This is a genomic window from Pectobacterium carotovorum (assembly GCF_033898505.1).
Lineage (GTDB): Bacteria > Pseudomonadota > Gammaproteobacteria > Enterobacterales > Enterobacteriaceae > Pectobacterium > Pectobacterium carotovorum_J.
This window is the reverse complement of record NZ_JAXAFK010000001.1, coordinates 686599-702950: the sequence shown is the minus strand read 5'-3', so window position 1 is coordinate 702950 and position 16352 is coordinate 686599. Positions and strand designations below refer to the sequence as shown.

The following is a 16352-nucleotide window of genomic DNA, read 5'->3' as shown; positions in this document are numbered from 1 at the left end:
CGACTTATTTACCCGCTTCGCCAATGCGTTCGGCATCGTTCAGGTTATCTTTGGTAATCATGGTCGGTTGGTAGTCGGCCCCAGTGATAGGCGCTTTACTGCGGATGTTATTGGTCAACTGCGTCAATGCAGTCGTTACCGCATAGCCCGGACGCTGATCGGCAGTCACGGCCAGCCAGCCGTCGCGTACGCGAGCCAGCGCTTCCGGCACGGCGTCAAAGCCGGTTACCATCACTTCGCCCGGTTTCAAACCCTGCCCCTGCAATGCTTCAATCGCGCCCAGCGCCATGTCGTCATTCGCAGAGAGGATGACCTGTGGACGCTTAGGCAGCGACGGCAGGACGCTTTCTACGATGCGCATCCCTTCGGAACGCATCCAGTTCCCCGTCTGGTCAGCCACAATGTGGTACTTGCTGCCGCCCGCTTTCAGGCTGTCGCGAATCCCCTGCGTCCGCTCAATATTAGAAGAAGAGCCCGGCTGGCCGGTCAGCAGAATGATCTCTGCGCCATCTGGGAATTTGGTTTTGACATAGTCGGCAATCGCCTGACCGCCTTTGTAGTTATTCGCCCCAAAGTGCGGCACCGCTTTTTCCGTTTTCACCGAACGATCCAGCGTCACCACCGGCAGTTTGGCATCCTGAATTTCGGTCACGGCGCTGGAAACGGCGTTGACGTCATTCGGTGACACCACGAAGCCCTGCGCTCCGCGAGTAATGGCATTTTCTAAATCGGCGGTCTGCTTCGGTGAGCTACCCTGCCCATCCAGCACCTGCAAATTCACGCCCAGTTCTTTGGCGGCTTTGACGGCGGTGCGCTGCATGTGAACTTCAAACGGCATAGCGAGATTCGGCGTGCTGAAAACGATTTGTTCGTTTTGGGCCTGAGCAAAACCAGACAGACCCAGTGCGATGGCGATTGCGGAAACGCTGATGATCTTTTTCATATGTCTTTTCTCTGCTTCTGTTATGAGTATGGGTGTAGGGTTGAAAGCAGGTAAAACGCGATGTGCCGATACGGTTACACGGCGACCTCCTTGCCTTGAGCCAGGGATTCAAAGGCTTTATCCGCCAGATTCAGCGCACGCTCACCGTCCAGTCCGGAGCATTCCGGCTGGGTGCGGCCATTCAGCACATCGACGAAGTGCTGCCACTCTGCCGCGTAGGCCGCGTGATAGCGTTGCAGGAAGAAGTATTCGGGTTTTGCCGCCAGACAGCCGTCGTCGGTCCACTGCTCGACCACGTTTTCGCGGATATTGCCCGCGCTGAGCACACCCTTCGCACCATGCAGCTCAAGGCGCTGATCGTAGCCGTAGCCGGAGCGGCGGCTGTTGACGATGGTCGCCATCGCACCAGAGGCGAACTTCAGCACGATAAACGCGGTATCGATGTCGCCCGCCTCGCCAATGGCCGGATCGACCAGATTGCTCCCTTGCGCAAAGACCGACACCGGCTCTTCGCCCATAATGAAGCGCGCCATATCGAAATCATGAATCGTCATGTCGCGGAACATACCGCCGGAAACGCGAACATATTCGGCAGGCGGCGGCGACGGATCGCGGGAGATAATCAGCAGAGATTCCGGCTTACCGATGCGCCCCTCGCCAGCCAGCGTTTTGACGCGGCGGAATTGCGGGTCGTAGCGGCGATTGAAGCCCACAAACAAAGGCACGTTCTGCTGTTTGACGACGGTCAGACAATCGCGAACGCGGGCAATATCCAGATGCACCGGTTTTTCACAGAAAATGGCTTTGCCATGTTTGGCGGCCAGCTCAATCAAGTCGGCGTGTGTGTCAGTCGCGGAGGCAATCAGAACGGCATGCACCGCCGGATCGTTCATGACTTCATCCACGGTTTGCACTTTGGTATGGTAGCGTTCGGCCAGCGCTGCGGCATTGGTTGGGTTGGGATCGACGACCGCGTATAAGTTGGTCTCTTTGTGTGCCGCGATGTTGACTGCATGGACCTGGCCGATGCGGCCTGCGCCCAGTAAAGCGATGTTGAACATAGATGCTCCCTTGCTGCCTGAGTGGCGTTTAATGCCAGACTGAAAAAGTGACGGGATAACGGCTAGTCGCATTCTTCCCCCAGCCCCATCACCCGCTTTTTACCGCAAATCCTGATAGCTAAAATAAAACATTTATTTCAGTTTTGTATAAATTGAAAATTATGTTTTTGCGTGTCAGTTAACATTTTCATGACATCTTCGCTGTTTTCTGTAACCCCAATCACACATCACCTGAGAACGTTTGTGGGGATATACATGACTACCAGAGAATCGGTCAGGTACTGGCGCACTGCGGGAGGAAAAATGAAACTGTGGTTTGAAAATGAAATGAATGTTTCAATTTAATCTCCCTCCACATTCCCCACTCTCGGAGACAAAAATACAGGGAGTTATCACGGTTTTTGCCTTTATTCGGCGTAAAAAATTATGCTGAGGAGATAGCAGGCTTAGGATGAGCCGCAGGACGCGGCGAAAGCTTGCGCCACGTAGGGAACGTGTCGCAAGCGGTCCGTTAAGCGTGATACCGACGAAGGCACCGCGTCAGCGGCATAATTCCCGCCAAAAGCCGGGGTTCATAGGGGGCTGGCGTAGCCCCCTATGTCGGGCGCGTGCTACGACGTAGCATGAAAATAACGTTATCATAGCGCACGAAACTATCTCTTAGTCGGCATAAAAAGTGTGACTCAGAAACCACCGCCAAGAGAAATAATCTAATACTGACGGGCGCGGGAAAGCGCGGCTTTCACGCTATTGGCGGCAGACTCGATCTCTGGGTTGTCAGCAACCTGCGCCGTGCCGGTACGCCACCAGGATTCGTAGCCGTGCGTCATGGTCTTCGGCAACACCTTGATGTCGAGCAGCACAGGGCCCGAATGCTGACGTGATTCCGCCAGCGCCTGCCTGAGCGAGGCTTCATCATGTACCCGCCACGCTTTACAGCCGTAGCTTTCCGCGTTCTTGGCGAAATCTACCGGAATGAGTGCCCCGCGCAGTTGCCCCGATTCCGTATCGCGGTAGCGGTTTTCCGTACAGAAGCTGCCCATTCCCTGACTCATTTGCAGGTTGTTGATACAACCGAAGCCCGCGTTGTCGAACAGCAGCACAGTGATTTTGATGCCTTCCTGTACCGCCGTTTGCAGTTCGGTGTGGAGCATCAGATAGGAACCGTCACCGACCATCGCATAGACGGGCTGTTGCGGTGCCGCAAGGCGTGCGCCAATCGCCGCCGCAATCTCGTATCCCATGCAGGAATAGCCATATTCCAAATGGTAGCTGTCCGGCGTCTTCACCTGCCACACGCGCTGTAGATCGCCCGGCAACGAGCCCGCTGCGCCCACCACAACCGCGTTGTCTTCCAACTCTTCATTCAGTATGCCCAGCACGCGCGTTTGCGTCAGATGGGTATTCAGCATCTGGCGATATTCATCCAGCTTGTCTTCCAGACCGTCCACCACTTCCGGCACCAGCTCGCCCTTGTCCTGCACGGTAAAAAGCCGCTGTAGCTCGCGTTCCCATTCCGTGCGAGCCTGTTCAACGGCCTGCTGCCAGCCGCTGCGATACGACGCCGTCGCCAGCCGTTCGGCCAGCGCTTCCAGCCCAACGCGCGCGTCGGCGATTAAAGGCAGTGCATCCAGTTTTAGCGCATCAAATTCGGCCACGTTGAGCAGTAAAAATTCGACGTTCGGGTTCTGAAATAGCGACTTGGAACCCGTGGTAAAATCGGTTAAACGTGTCCCGACGCCGATCACCAGATCCGCCTCTTGCGCCAGTCGGTTCGCCGCCAGCCCGCCCGTCACACCGATGCCGCCACAGTTCAGCGGATGTGAGGATACAATCGCGCCCTTGCCCGCCTGCGTTTCGCCAAACGGAATCGCAAACTGCTCGGCAAATTGCGCCAGTGCATCATGCGCGCCGGAATAACGAACACCACCGCCGCAAATCAGCATCGGACGACGCTTGCTCGCAATCAGCGCCGCCGCTTCATCCAGCCGTGCCGCATCCGGCGGACGACGTTCGAGGTGATGGACGCGCTTGCGGAAAAACGATGCCGGATAATCCCAGACTTCTGCCTGCACATCCTGCGGTAAACACAGCGTCACCGCGCCGGTATCGGCCGGATCGGTCAGCACGCGCATGGCGTTAATCAGCGCGCTCATCAGTTGTTCAGGCCGATTAATACGATCCCAGTAGCGGGACACCGGTTTAAAGCAGTCATTGGTGCTGATCGACAGATCGTGATATTGCTCAACCTGCTGTAACACCGGATCCGGCTGGCGGCAGGCGAAGAGATCGCCGGGCAGCAGCAGCACTGGAATGCGGTTGGCGGTGGCGGTCGCGGCGGCAGTCACCATGTTTGCCGCCCCCGGCCCTACCGACGAGGTCACCGCATAGATTTTCCGCCGCTTGTGCTGTTTAGCAAACCCGACGGCAATGTGCGCCATTCCCTGTTCGTTGCACCCCTGATGCACGGTGAGACGGTTTGCCTCCTGCTCCAGCGCCTGGCCGATGCCCAGCACATTGCCGTGACCGAAAATGGTCATGACGCCCTGCACAAAGGGGGATTCTTCACCGTCTACGCTGATGTATTGCTGGTTGAGAAACCTGACCAGCGCTTGCGCCATGGTGATGCGACACGTATCCATTGATCTACTCCTTAAATAAGGATCTGATTTCTATAATGAACTATGTATATTCAGCGAGCATTTCGTGCGCGAAAATTTAGCCATTTTTATGCTGCGTCGTAGCACGCGCCCGACTCAGGGCGCTCAATCGCCGCCGCCCTGAGAACCCAGGCTTATGGCGATAAATTATGCCGCTACGCGGGCCCTTCGATATGCGCCACCGTCATCCGAACCGCCAGTGACGTGCTTACTCGCCCCATAAACGGGGCTCGCCCTGCGGGCCAGCACAAGTGCTGTTCAAAAACGTCTCTGACGTTTTTGTCCTCCGCGGCACTGGCTTTCGCGACATCCCTGTCGCTCTTTCGGCGGTGTCCCCTACCTCAGCATAATTTTTGACGCCGGAAGAGCAAAACCAGTGCACTCCATTCATCGCCCGTTAGCGGTCAAATCCTCACTCCAGTGTGGGCATGACGAAGCTGCTGGTGTGATGTTCCAGACGGACGCTGGCAGGCCAGCGGCTGGTGACGGTTTTCATGCGGGTGTAGAAGCGCACGCCGTCGTTGCCGTGGACGTTAAGCGGCCCAAAAATGGAGCGTTTCCAGCCGCCGAAGCTGTGGAACGCCATCGGCACCGGAATCGGTACGTTCACGCCGACCATACCGGCCTGCACCTCTTCGCAGAACTGACGCGCCGTTTCACCATCGCGGGTAAAAATAGCGGTGCCGTTACCGTATTCATGGTTGTTGATCAGCGTTACCGCCGTCTGGTAATCCGGCACGCGCACCACGGACAGCACCGGGCCAAAAATCTCTTCCTGATAGATCTTCATCTCTGGCGTAACGTTATCGAACAACGTCGGCCCAATAAAGTAACCTTGCTGGTGGCCTTGAATAGACAGCGTGCGGCCATCGATACGCAGCGTCGCGCCCTGATCGACGCCACTTTGAATATAGTCGGCAATCTTCGCCCGGTGCGGCGCGCTGATCACCGGCCCCATCTCATTTTCTTGCCCGTCCACCAGACCCGGCCCGACGCGCATCACGTTGATCTGTGCATTTAGACGCTGATTCAGTGCTTCCGCCGTGTCATCACCAACGGCCACCACCACCGACAGCGCCATACAGCGTTCGCCCGCTGCGCCAAACGCCGCGCCCATAATCGCACTGACTGCCATGTCCATATCGGCATCCGGCATCAGAATGCAGTGGTTTTTCGCCCCACCCAACGCCTGACAACGTTTGCCGTGCGCCGATGCCGTCTGATAAATGTATTCCGCCACCGGCGTCGAGCCCACAAAGCTCACCGCCTGCACGCGTGGATCGGTCAGCAGTACATCCACCGCTTCTTTGTCACCCTGAACGACGTTAAATACGCCGTCCGGCAGGCCCGCTTCTTTCAGCAGTTGCGCTAGCAGCAGCGAGAGCGACGGATCTTTTTCCGACGGCTTAAGCACAAAGGTATTGCCGGTCGCCAGCGCAATCGGGAACATCCACATTGGCACCATCGCCGGGAAGTTGAACGGCGTAATCCCGACACACACGCCGAGCGGCTGCATGAGTGAATGGCTATCCACCCCGGTGCCGACATTCGCCGAGTGTTCGCCTTTTTGCAGATGTGGAATACCGCACGCAAATTCAACGACTTCCAGACCGCGAGTCACTTCCCCCACGGCATCGGAATAGACCTTGCCGTGCTCCTGTGAAATCAGCCGGGCCAGCGTATCCATTCGTTCTTCCAGCAGCGCTTTGAAGCGAAACAGCACGCGCGCGCGACGCAGCGGAGAGTGTTTTGACCACGCAGGGAATGCCGCCGCCGCACTGGCAATCGCCTGCTCGACTTCCGCCTTATCAGACATCACAACCTGGCGAATCTGCTCGCCCGTCGCGGGGTTATACACCGCGGCGTAGCGTTGGCTGTTGCTGGAGGCAATCGCCCCCTGAATGAAGTTAGATACGGTTTCCATGTTTACACCTTTGTGGGTTTTGAGGAGACAAACGGCTGATATCGGATTACAGTATATGAAATGAATATTCCATTTAACGTAAAAATAAAATAAATGTTGATTATTGTGATCCGCTGCGAATTTTTATGTAAACTTGAAGACAGTTGTCCATAAAGACAGGCGAGCAGCCTAACGTCGATCGTTTAAGTATCGAGATACACAGGGCTACCACAGGGGTGAGGCCTCCCTGCGGGAACCTCCCCCTGTGTTTCCCCTAATAACGGGCTTAAGTGACCAGTATTAGGCGAGCAGCCTCTGAAAATCGCCGTATCGATAACAGGCGTGCCGTCGAAAATGTCGTACAGATAAAACAACCGTATCCAGAAATGAATTTTCTGTTCCGTTTCAGGCGCCAGTCATGAAATCGCCCTAATGGGATAGGTTCTTATACGTCTTTGGGAGATAACCCGATATGCCCATGGCAACCAGCCTGAGAGAATTGCAGGAACAGATCCGCGAGCGCTATGATTCGCTCAGCAAGCGGTTACAGCAGGTGGCGCACTATGTGCTGGATAATACTAACAGTATCGCTTTTGATACCGTCGCGGTGATCGCCGAACGCGCTGACGTGCCCCCCTCAACCTTGATTCGTTTCGCCAACGCCTTTGATTTCAGCGGCTTCAACGAAATGAAACAGCTGTTCCGTATGAATCTGGTGGAGGAGACGGCCAGCTATACCGACCGAGCGCGGCTATTTCGGGCGATGGAAGCCGACGCCGTGCCAGAAACGCCGTTGGATATTCTGCATGAGTTTGCCCGTTCAAACGCGCAGGCGATGCAGCAGCTCGCGGCACGTACCCCACAAGAGGATCTGCAAAAAGCCGTCGATCTGCTGGCACAGGCGGAGACCATCTATATCGTCGGGCTACGGCGCTCGTTCAGCGTCGCCACTTACCTCACCTACGCGCTCAGCCATCTGGAAAGCAGCCCCATTCTGGTTAACGGCCTGGGAGGCATGTTTCGTGAACAGCTCAGCCGTGTCAGTTCACGCGATGTGGTGGTTTCCATCAGCTTCTCGCCTTACTCGCAGGAAACCGTGATGGTCAGTGAAATGGCCGCAAAGGCCGGCGCGCGGCAAATTGTCATTACCGACAGCCAGATCAGCCCGCTGGCGACGCTCAGCGACGTCTGCTTTGTGGTGAAGGAGGCGCAGGTTGATGCGTTCCGTTCACAATCCGCCACGCTGTGTCTGGTGCAATCGCTGATGGTATCGCTGGCTTACCGACAGGGAAACGGCGCAGAGCAGAGCGAAAAACAGCAGCGCGGCTAGTTGGCATCGTTTAATCAGCAAGACTCACAGAGAGGGAGAGCCGTTTTATGCTTAAAGTCATCGCACAGGATTTTATTAAGCCGGAGTACATTGAGACAGTCATGCCGCTGTACCGCGAATTAGTGGAGAAAACCCGACAGGAGCCGCTGTGCATCTCCTATGAGCTTTTTATCAACCAGAAAGATCCGGGGCATTTCACCTTTATCGAAACCTGGCCAGATAAAGCCGCGCTGGATATTCACTGCCAGACTGAGCACTTCCAGCGACTGGTTCCCATGATCAACAGCCACCAGCGTGCCGAGTGCACCTTCCTGCTGATGGATCCGTTTGACAGTTCCCTACCCGTCGTTTGAACTCATTCGATTTTAGGTCGCAGGGCGGCCTAAATATCGCCGCAATTCCCCGTTATTCTGCTGCCTTTCACGCCAAATTTTAATTCATTTTTTTTGAATTAAAATCTCAATTTTTTCTCATTTAACATTATTCACAACCGGATAACATACGCAAACCCGCTGATAGAAGGCAGATTAACCGTTATCTCAGCAGGGTAATGAATATCAAACAAATTAAATAATTTGATAGTCATTCAATGATTCTGCCTATGCACGCTTATCCTGACCAACAACCACAAAGGATAAAAAGTGCGTCGGTAGAGACGGCTCTCATTCAGGAGGAATCGATGTTTAAACTAAAACAGGTGGTCGCATTTACGGCGCTGATGGCGACGGCAGCGACCAGCTATGCGGCAGTAGAGGCCGATAAACGCCCGATTAACGAGCTTTATCAAAATGCGTTACGGGAAGGCGGTATCGTGACCGTCTACGCGGGCGGTGACACACCGGGTCAGCAAGATGGCATCAAACAGGCGTTTGAAAAACGCTTTCCGGGCATGAAACTCAACGTCATTGTGGACTACAGCAAATTCCACGATGCCCGTATTGATAACCAACTAGCAACGAATACGCTGGTACCGGATGTTGTACAGCTCCAGACTTTGCAGGATTACCCGCGCTGGAAAAAAGAAGGTGTGCTGCTGAACTATAAACCTATCGGCTGGGACAAAGTGTATCCCGCGTTTAAAGATAAAGACGGCAGTTGGACCGGCGTATTTGTCGATGCATTCAGCAACGTGGTCAATACCAAGCTGATTGCTGAAAATGCCTGGCCAACAGAAGCCAATGACTATTTACGTCCCGACCTGAAAGGCAGCATTGTCTTAACCTACCCGAATGATGACGACGCCGTGCTGTTCTGGTTTAAGCAGGTCGTGGATAAATACGGCTGGGACTATGTCGCTAAATTCAAAGAACAGAACCCAGTTTATGTGCGCGGTACGCAGGCTCCCGCAGACGATGTTGAAAGCGGTAAGTCAGCGGCGACCTTCTCAACCGACGGCGCACTGGCTCCCGATCAAAACGCCAATTCGCGTTTCGTTCTGCCAAAAAACGATCCGTTTGTTTCCTGGGCGCAGCGTGCAGCCATTTTCAAACAGGCTAAACACCCGGAAAGCGCCAAGCTGTATCTAAGCTGGCTACTGGATAAAGAGACGCAGAGCAATGTCTGGTATATGTGGTCGGTGCGTACTGACGTTACGCCCCCCGCTGGCTATAAGCCTATCTGGGAATATAAGAACACCAGCCCGCAGGCTTTTGCCGATTTCATGAGCGACCGTGCGGCGGTAGAGTCATTCCGTGCCCAGATCGGTTTGTACCTCGGCGAAGTGAAAGGTGAGCCGTCTCCGGGTAATCTGGGGCTGCATCCCAAAGAAGCTCTGCCTCATTAATCGCGACTTAGGTTCTTATAAATCTAGTTGGCGCTTATAAATCTAGTTGGGTTCTTATAAATAAAGAAAAAGCCCCTGTCACCACCCGATGGCGATAGGGGCTTCTTTTTCATTAGCAGTAAATACACAAAATCTCAGGCTGTAGCCTGGGATATTCAGGCAACTTCGGTTCGGCGGCGACCTTTATTTTTTGCCCGATAGAGCGCCATATCCGCTGACTTTAACCAGTCAATATATTGGCCCATTTCCGGCGAAATCTCTGCGATACCGACGCTGACAAACACCGCCAGCTGCGGCGTCTGATTCAGGAACTTCAGCGACAAACTCTCCCGAATGCGGCTCACGGCATCCAGCGCCTCTCCCGCACTCGTTTGCGGTAAAATAACGGCAAACTCGTCTCCACCGAATCGCCCAATCACATCCGTTTCACGAAACCCGGATGTCAGCTCGCGCGCCAGTAGCAATATCGCCTGATCGCCGACGTTATGCCCAAAGTTATCGTTAAAGGCTTTAAAATGGTCGATATCAAACAGGACTAACGTCGCCGTGCGCTTATAGCGCTGACAACTATCATACTCGTGCTTCAGCAAACGTTCCCAGTGGTGACGGTTATAGAGACTGGTCATCCCGTCATGGATACTGACTTCCATCAGCATACGTTTGTGTTCCGCCAGTTTCAGCGCGGTGGTATAGGTGACATAGCCCAGAGAAATTGGGTAGATCAACAACATCGGCAAACAGGCATACAGCTGCATCGGTGTTGTATCCAGCGATACAGGTACTGCAAACAACACAAGAACCAGCACACAGGCAACACACTGTAATACGATGCCCTGAACAAACAGCTTTATCCCGCCCCCAGCCGTGCCATTCATCCCGACCATCGCGACAATCACCGCGCTGGGCAGAAGATTTACCCCCATAAACCCTATCCAGATGCCGCCAAACACCACATCAAACAATAAATTACGTTTCTCGCACCGCATAGGGTCGCGTGACCGCAGGGATAGCATGTAGGCAATGTGAGGCCAGACAAAGGCGTTAAGAAAGAGCAACACCCACAATAGCGCCGGTGTCGGTTTGGTTATCAGCACGGAAGAAATGAAGAGGCAACACAGTATCGTACCGACAATGCGTGGAATATAGACTCGCTGGGAAAAGCGTAGCCCTGAGCGACGTACATCTACCGTCAAAAACGTCGGCGGCGAGGCTGACATAACGACCCCCATGCGGTTCACTAACGAATAGCGAGAAAAAAGAACATTATGACTGAAAGCCTGTCAGCAACAGTGAGCAGTTTTTTAATTTATTTTGTTACATAACGAACAGATACCGTAAAGGCAGAACAGAGTAACACAAATGTTAACTCGCGGTGGTCTTACCCGTGGCCGTCTTTCCGCATTGATGATTGCCACAGGCGTACCCGTCATCATGACCTGTGTGATTAAGAGGGAGAGGGTTGCAAACGGTTGATGTGAATGGTCAGAAACATGATCTCATCGGTGGTGAGCTGGCAGCCGTAGTTTTTTTCCACATATTCATACACTTTCATTGCGCAGGCATAGGCCCGCGGCATCAACTCGGTAATTCCCTGATAGATGGAATCATCACCGTGACTCACGGTTTCCCGATTTAACAGGCGCAGGGCGAAGAACTTCAGATGCGTCACCAAGCGCTGATAATTGAGAGAATGTTCGTCAAACGTGATGTGGAGATCGTATTTCAGAATGGTCAGAATATCTTTAATGATGCTCGCACTTTGCATCGTGCTCTGCATATCGCTGTTATTCGTCGCATTTGCCAGATGCAGCGCAATAAATCCCGCTTCATCCTCCGGCAAATCGATATCCAGTCTGGCGCGAATCAACTCCAGCGCCTCCAACCCAACGGCAAATTCGCTGTGATAGAACTGGCGAATATCCCATAGCATCAGATTCTTGATCGTCTGCCCTTTCTTATGGCGTTGAATGGCAAAGTTAATGTGGTCGCTGAGCGCCAGAAACAGCGTGTCCTGCACGTCAAGCCGCAGCGTTTTTTGCGCCAGCGTAATAATTTGCTGCGTCACGGCCAGACAGTCCGGTGGAATATCCGCCAGCAGTTGTGACAGCACATCCGCCATACCGTCGCTTTTCTTCACGAACTGGCTTTCAATACGCTGTTGATCGATAGGGTCGCCCACTTTTTTACCAAAGCCGACGCCTTTACCAATCGCCACAATTTCCCGTCGGTCATCTGCCAGCACCAGCACGGCATTATTGCTCAATATTTTTTTAATTATCATCGCTCAGCCGTCCTGTCTGATGGGAAGGCACACTGTGACCTTCCCTACCGTTTAACGCCTCAACGTGATATCGACGAGGCGCCTGCTTTTCTCATTTACGCTTCTGAGCTATCCAGCCCATTGTTTTTAATGACATCAGCATACCAGTATGCGCTTTTTTTACGGATACGCCGCAAATCTTTCAGGTCGAATTCTTCACGATTGACGTAAATAAAGCCATAGCGTTTCGAGCATCCCTGGTGAGTGGAAATGAGATCCAACGCCGACCATGGCGTATAGCCGAAGACATCCACACCGTCGGTGATCGCAAGCTGAATTTGCTCAATGTGGCGTTGCAGGTAGTCGATGCGGTAATCATCGTGAACCTCACCGTTTTCATCCAACGTATCAAACGCGCCCAGCCCATTCTCCGTAATGATCAGCGGTAAATGGTAACGATCGTGCAGCTCACGTAGCGTATTGCGGAAGCCGATGGGATCGATTTCCCAGCCAAAGGCATTTTTCTGCAAAAATGGATTGCTTGCGCCACGATGTACGCCCTCTTCACCTGATTTCAGGTGCTGATCGCCGCCGCGCGCAATTTCATCCGAACCATCGCCTTTGCTGGCTTCAACCGTTTGCGAGGTGTAGTAGTTAAACGCGATAAAATCGGGTTTGGCCGATGCCAGAATATCCATATCACCGGGCAGAATCTCCGGCGTATAGCCTTTTTCTTCCATATAGCGCCAGGCCGTGGTGTTGTAACGCCCATAGACCGCCATATCCAGATACAGCCAGTTGCGGATCGCGTTATAGTTGAACGCGGCCATCACATCTTCAGGCTTGGAAGACGCTGGGTAAATCAGCGCAATATTGGGTGCCGGACCAATTTTTGCACCGGGCACTTTGTCATGCAGCGCATTCATCGCTTTTGCCTGCGCCACCAGCATGTTGTGGTTCTGCTGATAGAGATTCTGTTTCGGGTTTTCCAGCGTAGGATCCAGCGTACCCAGTGCGGAACCGTGCAAAATCATCATGTTCTGTTCGTTGATGGTCAGCCAGTACTTCACTTTTTCGCCGTATTCATCAAACAGCACGTTGGCAAAACGTTCAAACGCGTCCACCGTTTCCCGGCTGTACCAACCGCCTTTGGCCTGTAACGCCTGCGGTAGATCGAAATGGTACATCGTGACGATCGGCACAATACCGTAATGCAGCAGTTCATCGATAAGATTGTGATAAAACGCGACCCCTGCCGGGTTTACCTCACCGCTGCCATCGGGAATGATGCGGCTCCAGGCGATGGAAAAACGGTAGGTTTTAAAGCCGATATCGGCAAACAGCGCTACATCTTCTTTGTAACGATGGTAATGATCGCTGGCGACTTTAAAGTCCGTGGTGCCCTCAGGATAGGACGTTCTGGCATCAATCACCGACGGCCCCTTGCCATCCTCATTCCATGCCCCTTCCACCTGATAAGCCGATGTCGCTGCGCCCCACAAAAAACCCTCTGGGAAACGTTTAAGATGACGGTATTTCACAGTTTTCTCCTTTCCTTAACGAGATCATGTCAGCAAGACATCACTGATGTTATGGGTGGCGCGCGATCGGGCTGAATTCAGGCAAAAAAAAACCTGATACGAACATGTCTGAATAACATGCGTCGTATCAGGTTTCGCTCGGGCCTTGACCCGATCACGTCCTGCTTATCGGGTTATATCCGCTAACCGCCGTAGACTCAAACCGAGGTCGGGTAATCTGTGATGAATATCACCGATAATGTCCTCGCCTGAGTAGGATTTGTCCCTGTGCCCGCTATCCCAGAAAGCGGAAAGGTAGGCTCACTGTTCGTGTCCATCGTCGTGTTCCCGTGCGCCATTGAGCCTCACGAGCCGCTTCAACAGCCTCAGCAGCTTCATGCCATCTGGCGATCCCAGCCCCGTACAGGCATCCCAGCCTTCAGAAGCCACAAATGCGCCATTATTGCCCCGAACGATATCCTTGCAGCTATTACGGTTACGGTACAGCAAAGGGGGGATAAACAGCGATGCTGAGTGGGTCAGCGCCAGCATACGCGCTAATAACCCTGCCCACAGCGGCGCGACGGCGCTGGTTCCACCAACAACGCCTTGCACCCCGTTAACTTCAACCAGATAGCCGGTTTCGGGATCGGCATTGCCGCTGACATCAGGTACGCCGCGGTGTTGCAAAGGGTGGTGACCGCCGTATTTGTCTACCAGAGACAGCCCTAACTGCCAGCCGGGCAGCGCAAAGTACTGGCTGACGCCACCGCCCGTCGCGCTGCCGTCCCGGCTATGCCAGGTGGTTTCTTCCATCGCTTTTTGCAAGCGAGTGCCGCCGCAGGCTAAAACATAGGGGCTGGATGCTGGGAAATCGACGTGCAAACCATGGGGTTCACCATCTTTTGAACCACGATCGCCAGACGCGACACACACCGTAATCCCTAGCGCAGCCGCAGTCTGAAAAGCCTGGTTGTACACTTGTAATGATTGCGCCGTCCATTGTGGTTCGCTGGATCCCCAGCTAATTGAAATCACCGACGGCGCATTTTTCTCATCATAAATCGCAGCGTTGATCGCTTCCAAAAATCCGGCATCGGTATTCGGGGCAAAATACACCACAATTTTGGCGGCCGGCGCCAACGTACCCGCGATTTCGATATCCATCTGCACTTCGATATCAATCGGGCTCACGTCTTTATCGCCCTCTGACGAAGCAGGGGCATTCTGGGCACCGCCCACACAAACATCGACGACCTGCGGCGGGGTGACACCCATGCGTTTAAAATAGTGCTCTAACTGCGGCAGGCGGTATCCGCCCCCCAGCTCAATAATGCCAATACACTGCCCCGCGCCGTCGTGCTCCGGGAAATGATAGAGATCTGCCAGATCGAGCGGCGTATAGCCCGACGGACGCTTTGCCGTATTGGAGAACGTATCATTGACATGCAGGCAGCAGTTCGTCGCCAGACGTTCATCAAGCCCCAATACGGCAATCACCACGCCCTGTAGGTATTCCGGCAGGTAAATTCCCCCCGCTCTCCCACGGAATGTCCCGTGTTTGTGGTCATACCGGGCTAAGCTCACGCGAAACGCCTGTTCCATCTGCCCCACCGTCCCCGTTAAGAAAACGGTGCGGCTGGCGGCGTGTTCACGTTCGATAGAGAACCGATGATGCCGCGCAAACGCACGGACATGCTCGAGATCGGCCTCATCAGCGCTGAACTTTCTGGCATAGTCAGCACGCGACAGCGGTCTGTTAGCGTTGATGCCGCCAAATTGCGGATCGATGCTATCGTGCAGTTCGGTGTAATACTCTTCATCTGGCGTAGTAAAACGCAGCACCAGCATAACTCTGACGCTTTCATTAACATCACAGCGTTCGCGATACGCTGCGTCAGCGATATTTCCGCGCTCACTCCCTTTCAATAATTGGTAAGTCATCGTCTTCTCTCCACTCAGCTATTTGCCGTCTGGTTCAATTTGACTCAATGCCGCATAAATCTGGCGTTTGTCGTTCTGTGACAGATGCTCAACATTAATAGAAGAAAGAAATGCAGCCTCTTGCTGAGGCGCAAAATGCCCGCCATTCGCGAGATAACGTTTAATGCTAACCAGAAGCTGGTCATCAATCGTGAGTAACGTGGGTCTGACCGTGTCATTCAGTGAAAGCGGCGTCCAGTCGTTTTCTGGTGTCGCAAGCCAGTCCGCCATGTAGCGATACTGAATGGCTTTGCTCGCGTTCATTAATGACGTAAAAAACAGCTGCGTACTCTGAGGTGATAAACCCACGGCAGCGGATTGCTCCCGCGCCTTACTCAAAATACGTTCCTCTTGCTTCAGATCCTCAACCGGCAGGTGTTGACGGGCCTTATACCCTGCGACATCCTTCATCAGTACCATCCTCTCCTGAATCAGTTGATAGATCCCAAGAGAACTATCCTGCACAGCCGCATGCAGAGGGAGGCACCAGGCAGAACTCATCACTAACGAGATAACAGCGGAAATAGGCAAATTCATCGGATTGCACTCTCCTGTCAGCACTACCATGAAGGTCTATGTTTTTTTCGCCATTGCGGCAGGAGATAATAGATTTCGCTATATGAATCTTCCATGACGAAACTATTTCAATCATTACCCACAGGACACACTTCCTCTTAGAAATGTCCCGCCCCATCGCGATAACCGCGATTAAACTGTTAAATTACAAGCAAATTAGGAATAACAGCCCAGCGTCGCCCTGCCTGATTCGACGTGATCAAGATACAAACAATAACCAAATGAAATAGTTCATATTGGTTACTACATAAAACTATTCCGTACCGTGCAGGCGCACAAAAAAGCCCGTCGTGGCACTTGACCATGACGGGCTTGATTAACACCCTAAACGAA

Annotated in this window: 12 protein-coding genes; 3 read left to right on the top strand and 9 right to left on the bottom strand. The window is 53.4% G+C overall.

Features of this window, described 5'->3' with window-relative positions; all coding sequences use genetic code 11:
- Nucleotides 1-4: 4 nt before the first annotated feature.
- The 4 genes from R9X49_RS03025 to R9X49_RS03010 form a co-directional block, all read right to left on the bottom strand.
- On the bottom strand, nucleotides 5-943 hold the full coding sequence (locus R9X49_RS03025; protein ID WP_319847157.1) for a substrate-binding domain-containing protein: 939 nt from the start codon (nucleotides 941-943) through the stop codon (nucleotides 5-7).
- Between the two features lie 74 nt (nucleotides 944-1017).
- Nucleotides 1018-2004 (bottom strand): inositol 2-dehydrogenase, encoded by a 987-nt coding sequence (iolG, locus tag R9X49_RS03020; RefSeq protein WP_225087472.1) that lies wholly within the window; start codon nucleotides 2002-2004, stop codon nucleotides 1018-1020.
- Between the two features lie 710 nt (nucleotides 2005-2714).
- Entirely contained in the window at nucleotides 2715-4646 is a 1932-nt protein-coding gene (iolD, locus tag R9X49_RS03015; RefSeq protein ID WP_319847156.1) for a 3D-(3,5/4)-trihydroxycyclohexane-1,2-dione acylhydrolase (decyclizing), read from the bottom strand.
- A gap of 430 nt (nucleotides 4647-5076) precedes the next feature.
- Nucleotides 5077-6588, bottom strand: a complete 1512-nt coding sequence (locus R9X49_RS03010) for a CoA-acylating methylmalonate-semialdehyde dehydrogenase (RefSeq protein WP_319847155.1) — start codon at nucleotides 6586-6588, stop codon at nucleotides 5077-5079.
- 451 nt (nucleotides 6589-7039) lie between these two features.
- Here R9X49_RS03010 and R9X49_RS03005 point away from each other — a divergent pair, with 451 nt between their 5' ends.
- From R9X49_RS03005 to R9X49_RS02995, 3 genes are all read left to right on the top strand, one after another.
- The gene (locus tag R9X49_RS03005) at nucleotides 7040-7897 is read left to right on the top strand and encodes a MurR/RpiR family transcriptional regulator (protein ID WP_180742465.1); all 858 of its coding nucleotides are present in this window, start codon (nucleotides 7040-7042) and stop codon (nucleotides 7895-7897) included.
- A 47-nt stretch (nucleotides 7898-7944) separates the two neighbouring features.
- Entirely contained in the window at nucleotides 7945-8250 is a 306-nt protein-coding gene (locus R9X49_RS03000; RefSeq protein WP_319847154.1) for a putative quinol monooxygenase, read from the top strand.
- 326 nt (nucleotides 8251-8576) lie between these two features.
- Nucleotides 8577-9680 (top strand): ABC transporter substrate-binding protein, encoded by a 1104-nt coding sequence (locus R9X49_RS02995; protein WP_319847153.1) that lies wholly within the window; start codon nucleotides 8577-8579, stop codon nucleotides 9678-9680.
- Between the two features lie 155 nt (nucleotides 9681-9835).
- On the opposite strand, the gene adrA is transcribed toward R9X49_RS02995, so the two are convergent.
- The 5 genes from adrA to R9X49_RS02970 all read right to left on the bottom strand — a co-directional run bounded on the left by adrA (nucleotide 9836) and on the right by R9X49_RS02970 (nucleotide 15980).
- The gene (gene adrA / locus R9X49_RS02990; RefSeq protein WP_319847152.1) at nucleotides 9836-10897 is read right to left on the bottom strand and encodes a diguanylate cyclase AdrA; all 1062 of its coding nucleotides are present in this window, start codon (nucleotides 10895-10897) and stop codon (nucleotides 9836-9838) included.
- Nucleotides 10898-11124: 227 nt separating this feature from the next.
- Entirely contained in the window at nucleotides 11125-11961 is an 837-nt protein-coding gene (licT, locus tag R9X49_RS02985) for a BglG family transcription antiterminator LicT (RefSeq protein WP_319847151.1), read from the bottom strand.
- Nucleotides 11962-12056: 95 nt separating this feature from the next.
- A complete protein-coding gene (locus R9X49_RS02980; protein ID WP_319847150.1) occupies nucleotides 12057-13481 on the bottom strand; it encodes a glycoside hydrolase family 1 protein in 1425 nt (474 codons plus the stop codon).
- Nucleotides 13482-13781: 300 nt separating this feature from the next.
- Nucleotides 13782-15404 carry a S53 family peptidase gene (locus tag R9X49_RS02975; protein ID WP_319847149.1) on the bottom strand — a complete coding sequence of 541 codons (1623 nt, stop codon included), beginning with the start codon at nucleotides 15402-15404 and terminating at the stop codon, nucleotides 13782-13784.
- An 18-nt stretch (nucleotides 15405-15422) separates the two neighbouring features.
- The gene (locus R9X49_RS02970; protein ID WP_319847148.1) at nucleotides 15423-15980 is read right to left on the bottom strand and encodes a chorismate mutase; all 558 of its coding nucleotides are present in this window, start codon (nucleotides 15978-15980) and stop codon (nucleotides 15423-15425) included.
- Between the last annotated feature and the right edge of the window lie 372 nt (nucleotides 15981-16352).